Below are 6,664 nucleotides of genomic sequence, written 5' to 3'. Positions count from 1 at the left end.
TGCCGGGGCTGGGGGAGCTGCGGCTGCACCAGAGCACGGTCTGGTCCTGGAACCGGGCCATCTATGATCCGCAAGGGGACGGCCACGTGCGCATCGAGCTGAGAGCGCTGCCCGCGGGCCCGACGGTGGCGGACATGGTGGCCAACGGGGCGTTCCTCTTGGGCCTGACGCTGGGGCTGGCGGAGCGGGTGGACGCGCTCCTGCCGGCGCTGCCCTTCTGGCAGGCGCGGCGCAACTTCAAGCAGGCGGCGCGACACGGCCTGGACGCGGTGATGCTGTGGCCGGCGGAGGTCGCGCCCAGCCCCCGGCCCGTGCCGGTGGTGGACCTGGTGAAGCAGCTCTTGCCGGTGGCGCGGCGGGGCCTGACGGAGCACGGGGTGGACCCGGAAGAGGCGGACGCGATGCTGGACATCATCGCGCAGCGGGTGGCCCTGCGGCGCACCGGGTCGCGCTGGCAGCGGGAGGTGCTGGCGAAGCTGGAGGCCCACATGCCCCGGCCGGACGCGATGGCCGCCATGCTGGAGCGCTACCTCCAGCACGCGGAGGAGGGGCTGCCGGTGCACACGTGGCCCGTGGAGTGAGCGGGCGCCGGGGCTGACAGGGGCCAACCTGGGGGGCCCCTTGTGGGGACGGGGGCGTCGCGGTGAATATGCCGGTCATCCTGGTCGTCAGCCCGCGTGCCACGCGCCACGCGCTGAAGGGTGCCGTTCGTGATTTCCTCCGCCTCCCCGTCCCTCCGCTCCGGCCCGCGCCGGAAGTTCTTCCTCATGCCGCTGCTCCTGTTGGCGAGCACGGTGACCGCGTGCTCCACCATCCGGGGCCAGGCCAACGACCTGGCGGAGAAGGGCCGCTTCATCGAAGCCGCCGAGCTGTACGTGAAGGTCGTCGAGGATTCACCCAATGACACGTCGCTGCGCGCCTCGCTGGACGACCTGCGCTGGCGCGGCCTGTCGCAGCTTCTCACCGGGTCGCGGCAGGCCCGGCTGGAAGGCAGGGACGAGGACGCGGAGCGGAACCTGGAGCAGTTCCTCGCCTACAAGGTGAAGTGGAACTCCAAGCTGGACGGCGGCATGGAGAGCTCGCTCCTGGAGGAGATGGCGGGCACGCACCAGCACCTGCGCCAGCTCATCGGAGAGCAGGCGAAGCGGGGCCACGCGTTGACGGCGGAGTCGCACCTCAACCGCAAGCGCGCGCTCCTGGCCCACGCGGAGATGGCGCCCATCCGCCGCGACATGGAGAACGCGGTGCAGCAGGGCGGCGAGGCGACGTGCGCCCGGCTGAAGCAGTCACCCTCGGTGGGCACCGCGCACTGGGCGGAGCTGGTGTCGCGCTACTGCCGGCACTACCGCCAGGACGCGCCCCGGGCGCCGATGTTCCCGGAGGCGCTGGGCGTTCCCATGTTCCAGGTGTCCATGGATGGCATCAGCAACGACGTCGTCAAATACCTGATGGCGCGGATGGCGGGCGCGTTCGAAGCCTCGCCCTGGTATTCGGACGCCTCCTCGCGCCGCGTGCCGCTCACGCTGGAAGGCAGCCTGCGCGAGGACAACAGCAGTCAGCCGGTGTCGCTGACGGCGACGTGGACGGAGCAGGTGCCGTACACCGACCACGAGGATCGCACCGCGACGGCGGAGGTCCCGTACTCGGTGGAGGAGGCATACGAGGACAAGGGGGTGATGAAGAAGCGGCTCGTCACCCAGAAGAAGACGGTGGAGTACAAGACGACGGTGGAGGTGACGAAGTACCGCGACGTGCCGCGCGCCTTCGAGTACCGAGCGCTGCGCCGGGAGGTGGAGTACCACTTCGCGGTGGTGGCCCAGGCCGTCCTCCAGGACCAGCACGCGCCCCTGGCGGTGAAGGCGGAGAAGTCGCTGACCGCGTCCGGCTACGAGCACAACATCACCTTCACCCCCGGCGGGGTGACGCCGCAGAAGTTCGCGCAGCCCAGCAAGGACGGGTGGCTGGACGGCGAGCTCCAGGGCTACGAGCAGACCTTCTTCCGGACGCTCCTGGCGCGCTGGCAGGACTCCTTCTGCACCGCGCCCGCGCTGACCCGCGAGGAGGCGGCCCGCTGCGCCCGCGGTGGCGCGGAGCTCCCCGGTCCCGCGCGTCAGGCCCTGCTGGACACGCTGGGCGATGACGCCGGGCAGGTGCACCAGTTGTTCGTCTGGAACTGAAGGCGGAAGTAGGGACGGGGGCGCTTCAGCCCTCGTCCTCCGCGCCCTTGCGCAGCCCCAGCATGCGGCGCAGCTCGCGTGCGGACTGGCGGCTCACCTCCACCGAGTGCCCCCGCGCCGTGCGCGCCAGGTAGCCGCCCGTCTCCAGCGGCTCCAGCCGTGTCACGTGCGACAGGTTGAGCAGGGCCCTCCGGTGCACCCGGTGGAAGTGCTCGGCGGGCAGCTTGTCCGCCAGCTCGTTGAGGGTGAAGTCGGTGAGGAAGTCACCCTGCGTGGTGAACACCGTGACCAGCTCGTCCTCCAGCGACGCGTGGGAGATGGCGTCCGGCGACACCAGCACCAGCCCCTGACGCGTGGGAATGGGCAGCCGCGCGAAGGCGGGCCCGCTTCCTCCGGAGGCCTGGGGAGGGGCCGTGACGTTCTTCGCTCGCGCGGCCGGAGCGGACGTCGGCGCGGATGTCGGAGGGGAGGCGGGTAGCCGGGCCCGGGCGCGCTCCAGCGCCTTCTGCAAACGCGCCGCCTCCACGGGCTTGAGCACGTAGTCCACCGCGCCGTGCTCGAAGGCGTTCACCGCGTGCTCCGCGTGGGCGGTGCAGAAGATGACGTGGGGGCCGCCTAAGGGCAGCAGGGCCATGGCATCCAGGCCGCTCAGACCCGGCATGTGGATGTCCAGCAACACCACGTCCACGCCTCCCGCGCGCACCGCGGCGAGCACCGAGTCCCCGTCCACCGCTTCGCCGCACACGCTCACGTCCGGCAGCGCGGCCAACAGGCGGGACAGGCGCTTGCGCGCCAGCAGTTCGTCATCGGCGATGAGGACGCGCAGGGGCTCTCTCACGTGAGGACTCCGGGTTGGGGGCCCCTGCGGGGCAGGGTGACGGTGACACGGGTGCGCCCGTCCGCGCTCTCCAGCGCCAGCAGCGCCTGACCGCCATACGCGAGCGCCAGCCGGCGCTCCACGGTCGGCAGGCCCACGCTGCCCTCGCGAGGCCCCTTGGAGGCGCCGGGGTTGTCGATGGACACCACCACCACCCCGTCGCGGGATGCCGCGTCCACGCGCAGCGGGCCCCGGTGTCCGGACGCCGGCCCGTGCTTCACCGCGTTCTCCGCGAGCGGCAAGAGCAACAGCGGCGGCACGGGCACGTCGCCCAGCCCTTGCGCCACCGTCATGTGGAGCTGGAACAGGTCCGGGTCGCGCAACAGGTGCAGGTCGAACAGCGTGCGCATCAGCTCCAGCTCCTGGGACAGCGGCCAGGTGACGCTGCGCACGCCCGCGAGCACCGAGCGCAGCATCGTGGACAGGCGCAGCACGGCGGCCTCCGCGACGGCGCCGTCCTCGCGGCACCACTCCGCGATGGCGTTGAGCGTGTTGAAGAGGAAGTGCGGATCCAGGTGGCTGCGGATCGCCAGCAGCTGCGCCTGCTCGGCCTCCCAGGCGAAGCGCGTGGCGCGCGCCCGCTCGCGCAGCAGCGTCTCTTCAAAGCCGATGTCCCGCCCCAGGCCCCAGCCGGCCACCAGGAACAGGCCGCCGCAGATGGCCAGGTTGTACGGCTCCGACAGGAACGTGGGCAGCATCAGGGTGACGCGGGGCAGGGCGTAGCCCACCGACAGCACCACGCCGCAGCCCACCGCCGCGTAGAGCAGCAGGCGGATGCCTCCGTGGCTCAGGTCCAGCCCTTCTGGGAACAGCACCCGGTAGGACACGGGCGCGACGGCGACGCACAGCAGGCACAGGAGCAGGCCCAGCCAGAACGCGTGCGGATCCAGGCTCCAGCGCACCTGGGCCACCAGCAGCGGCAGCGACACCAGGATGATGGGAACCAGCCGCCACGGCGCGACGAGGGCGCGCAGCGTGGCGCGAACGATGGAACCTTCCGACGTCTCCGACATGCTCCGGCGGGAGGCTACACCGTCCGGCGTCCTAGTGCCGGGGGACGGGCGCCGGGACCAGGTCCAGGACGATCGTCCCGGCGAGGACGGCCGGGAAGAAGAGGACGGCGAGCACGAACAGGAGCGGCGAGCGCATTGAGAACATGGGGGGTTTCTCCAGTGTTCGTGGAACATGCCCACGGACTCTGGCAGTGCCCCAGGGGCCCTCCAGGGAGGGTTGCGCCAGGCCGTCGGGGAACGAGGTTGAGCGGTCGCTCCCGAGCCCCTGGCCGCTCCCTCCGCCGCTACGCCAGCGCGTCCGCCAGCCGGGTCGCCTCGCGGATGCAGTCGTTGATGCCCACCCCCCGGTACGCGTTGCCGGTGACGTGCAGGCCCGGCCAGCGCTTCAGGCGCTCGTCCAGGGACGCCACCCGCCCCAGGTGCCCCACCGTGTACTGCGGGATGCCGCGCGGCCAGCGGACGACCTGCGTCAGCTCCGGCGTCGCGGTGAGGCCCGTCATCGCCTTCAACTCCTCGCGCGCCAGCGCCACCAGCGCGTCCTCGTCCCGCGCGACGACCTCCGGCTTGCGCGTGCCGCCCATCAGGCACGTGAGCAGCACCCGCCCGCCCTCCGCGCGGAAGGGGAACGTGGTGGAGACATGGATGGTGCCCAGCACCGCCTTGCCCTCCACCGCCGGCACCAGGAACCCGAACCCGTCCGGCTTCGCCGTCGCCCCCGGCGCGAAGCCCAGGTGCACCACGGCCATGGGCGCATAGCCGATGCCCTCCAGCGTCGACGCCAGGGGCGCGTCCAGCGGGCGCAGCAGGTCCGCCGCCACGTACGAGGGCGTCGCCAGCACGACCTGGGAGGCCAGCAACTCCACGGGTTGTCCGCGCTCGCGCACCTGGAGCTTCCACCCGTCCGCCGTCCGCGTGAGGCCCTCTACCTTCGCGTCGGTGCGCACCGCATCGCCCAGCGACGCCGACAGCGCGTCCACCAGCACGCCCAGGCCCTTGTCGAACGTGCTCAACAGACCGGTGAGCTTCGACTTCGGGCCACCCTCCTGGGTTGGGGTTGGAGCCACCTTGCGCGCCGCGCGCTGGGAACGGATGGCGCCCAGGATGAGGCTGCGGTGGTCCCGCTCGAACTTCACGAGCTGCGGAAAGGTGGCCTCCGCGCTGAGCTGCTCCGGGTCGCCCGCGTAGATGCCTGTCTGGAACGCATCCAGCAGCACCGTGGTCGCCTCGCGGCCCAGGTGGCGCCGGCCCAGTTGCGCCAGTGTTTCATCCACGCCCGTGGGGCCGCGTCCGCTGAACAGCTCACCCAGCACCCGCAGGCGCCCGGACAGGGAAATAACGTCGGATTTAAGGAAGGCGGGCGGTGATGACGGCACCGCCCGAAGTGCACCTCGGGTGAAGATGTAGCGGTTTTTTGCCGCTGCATCCGCCGGACGGATGCGTGTTTCAAGACCCAGGGCCTCCGCCAGTGAACGGGTGGCGGGCTCCCGGTCCAGGAAACTGTTGGGTCCGGCTTCCAGGAGGTAGCCCCCCTCTGTGCGGGTCTGCACGTTTCCACCCACGCGCGACGAGGACTCCAGCACCACGGCAGCCGTGCCGCGCGACCGCAATCGGTGAGCCAGGACCAGTCCTGAAAGCCCCCCGCCGATGACCGCGACCGTCATGTCGTCCATCCCCTGCTGTCGTGAGGTGAGCACCCACGGGCGCCTTAGTGCGAAGGGGGGTGCTTTGCCAAGGAGCGCTACCCCGCGCGTTAATACAGGTATGCGCTACGTGATCACGGGAGCCAGCCGCGGAATCGGTTTCGAGTTCGTGCAGCAGCTGCTGCGGCGAGGAGAGACCGTCGACGCGGGCGTGCGCGCCCCGGAGATGGCGCGTCGGCTGGAGCCGCTGCTGCACGAGTCCGGCAATCGCTTGCGGATCCACGCGCTGGATGTCACCTGCGCGGACAGCGTGCGCGCGTTCGCGGCGAATGTCTGTCGCGAGCCGGTGGACGTGCTCATCAACAACGCGGGCGTGTCGGGACAGTGGGTGGGGTTGCACGAGCTGGACTTCGAGGACCTGGAGCGCACGTTCGCGGTGAACGCGCTCGGGCCGCTGCGCATCACCTCCGCGCTCCTGCCCGCGCTGCGACACGGTGTCGGCCGCAAGGTGGCGCACGTGACGTCGCGCATGGGCTCGCTCTCCAGCAACACGGAAGGCGGCGCGTACGCCTACCGCATGTCCAAGGCCGCGCTGAACATGGGCGTGCGCTCCATGGCCAACGACCTGCGCCGGGATGGCCTGGCGTGCGTGCTGCTGCATCCGGGTTGGGTGCAGACGGACATGGGCGGCCAGGATGCGCCGCTGCCGGCGGACGACTCGGTGCGCGGGATGCTCCGGGTCATCGACGGCGTCTCGCTGGACCACTCCGGCCGGTTCTTCGACTACGAGGGCGCGGAAATACCCTGGTAGGGCGCGCCTGACGCCGCGGTGTCGGGCGTTGAACGCGCCCGGGGCCGCCAGAGCAGGCAGGCAGCCCCGGGGGCAAGTCCTTCCCTGGCGCCCGCCCGCTTTCGTCCCCATCTCGACGCCGGAAGTGGCCGGCGGTCGAGGGCGGC

Annotated in this window: 5 protein-coding genes and 1 pseudogene; 3 read left to right on the top strand and 3 right to left on the bottom strand. The window is 71.3% G+C overall.

Translation table 11 applies throughout. The features are described from left to right. Positions 1 to 581: pseudogene (locus tag D7Y13_RS12095) on the top strand (glutamate--cysteine ligase); the annotation flags it as partial. Positions 582 to 710: 129 nt separating this feature from the next. Beyond that, positions 711 to 2,177 (top strand): hypothetical protein, encoded by a 1,467-nt coding sequence (locus tag D7Y13_RS12090; protein ID WP_147452438.1) that lies wholly within the window; start codon positions 711 to 713, stop codon positions 2,175 to 2,177. A 25-nt stretch (positions 2,178 to 2,202) separates the two neighbouring features. On the opposite strand, the gene D7Y13_RS12085 is transcribed toward D7Y13_RS12090, so the two are convergent. The 3 genes from D7Y13_RS12085 to hemG all read right to left on the bottom strand — a co-directional run bounded on the left by D7Y13_RS12085 (position 2,203) and on the right by hemG (position 5,728). Next, the gene (locus tag D7Y13_RS12085) at positions 2,203 to 3,015 is read right to left on the bottom strand and encodes a LytR/AlgR family response regulator transcription factor (protein ID WP_120583846.1); all 813 of its coding nucleotides are present in this window, start codon (positions 3,013 to 3,015) and stop codon (positions 2,203 to 2,205) included. Next, a complete protein-coding gene (locus D7Y13_RS12080; protein ID WP_120533654.1) occupies positions 3,012 to 4,067 on the bottom strand; it encodes a sensor histidine kinase in 1,056 nt (351 codons plus the stop codon). The genes D7Y13_RS12085 and D7Y13_RS12080 overlap by 4 nt, the downstream gene beginning before the upstream one ends. A 284-nt stretch (positions 4,068 to 4,351) precedes the next feature. Further along, the gene (gene hemG, locus D7Y13_RS12075) at positions 4,352 to 5,728 is read right to left on the bottom strand and encodes a protoporphyrinogen oxidase (protein ID WP_120533673.1); all 1,377 of its coding nucleotides are present in this window, start codon (positions 5,726 to 5,728) and stop codon (positions 4,352 to 4,354) included. Positions 5,729 to 5,828: 100 nt separating this feature from the next. Here hemG and D7Y13_RS12070 point away from each other — a divergent pair, with 100 nt between their 5' ends. Further along, the gene (locus tag D7Y13_RS12070) at positions 5,829 to 6,518 is read left to right on the top strand and encodes an SDR family oxidoreductase (protein ID WP_120533655.1); all 690 of its coding nucleotides are present in this window, start codon (positions 5,829 to 5,831) and stop codon (positions 6,516 to 6,518) included. The last annotated feature ends 146 nt before the right edge of the window (positions 6,519 to 6,664 follow it).

It is taken from the genome of Corallococcus praedator (assembly GCF_003612125.1).
GTDB lineage: Bacteria > Myxococcota > Myxococcia > Myxococcales > Myxococcaceae > Corallococcus > Corallococcus praedator.
The sequence above is the reverse complement of the archived record's forward strand: the minus strand, read 5'-3'. Positions and strand labels throughout refer to the sequence as shown.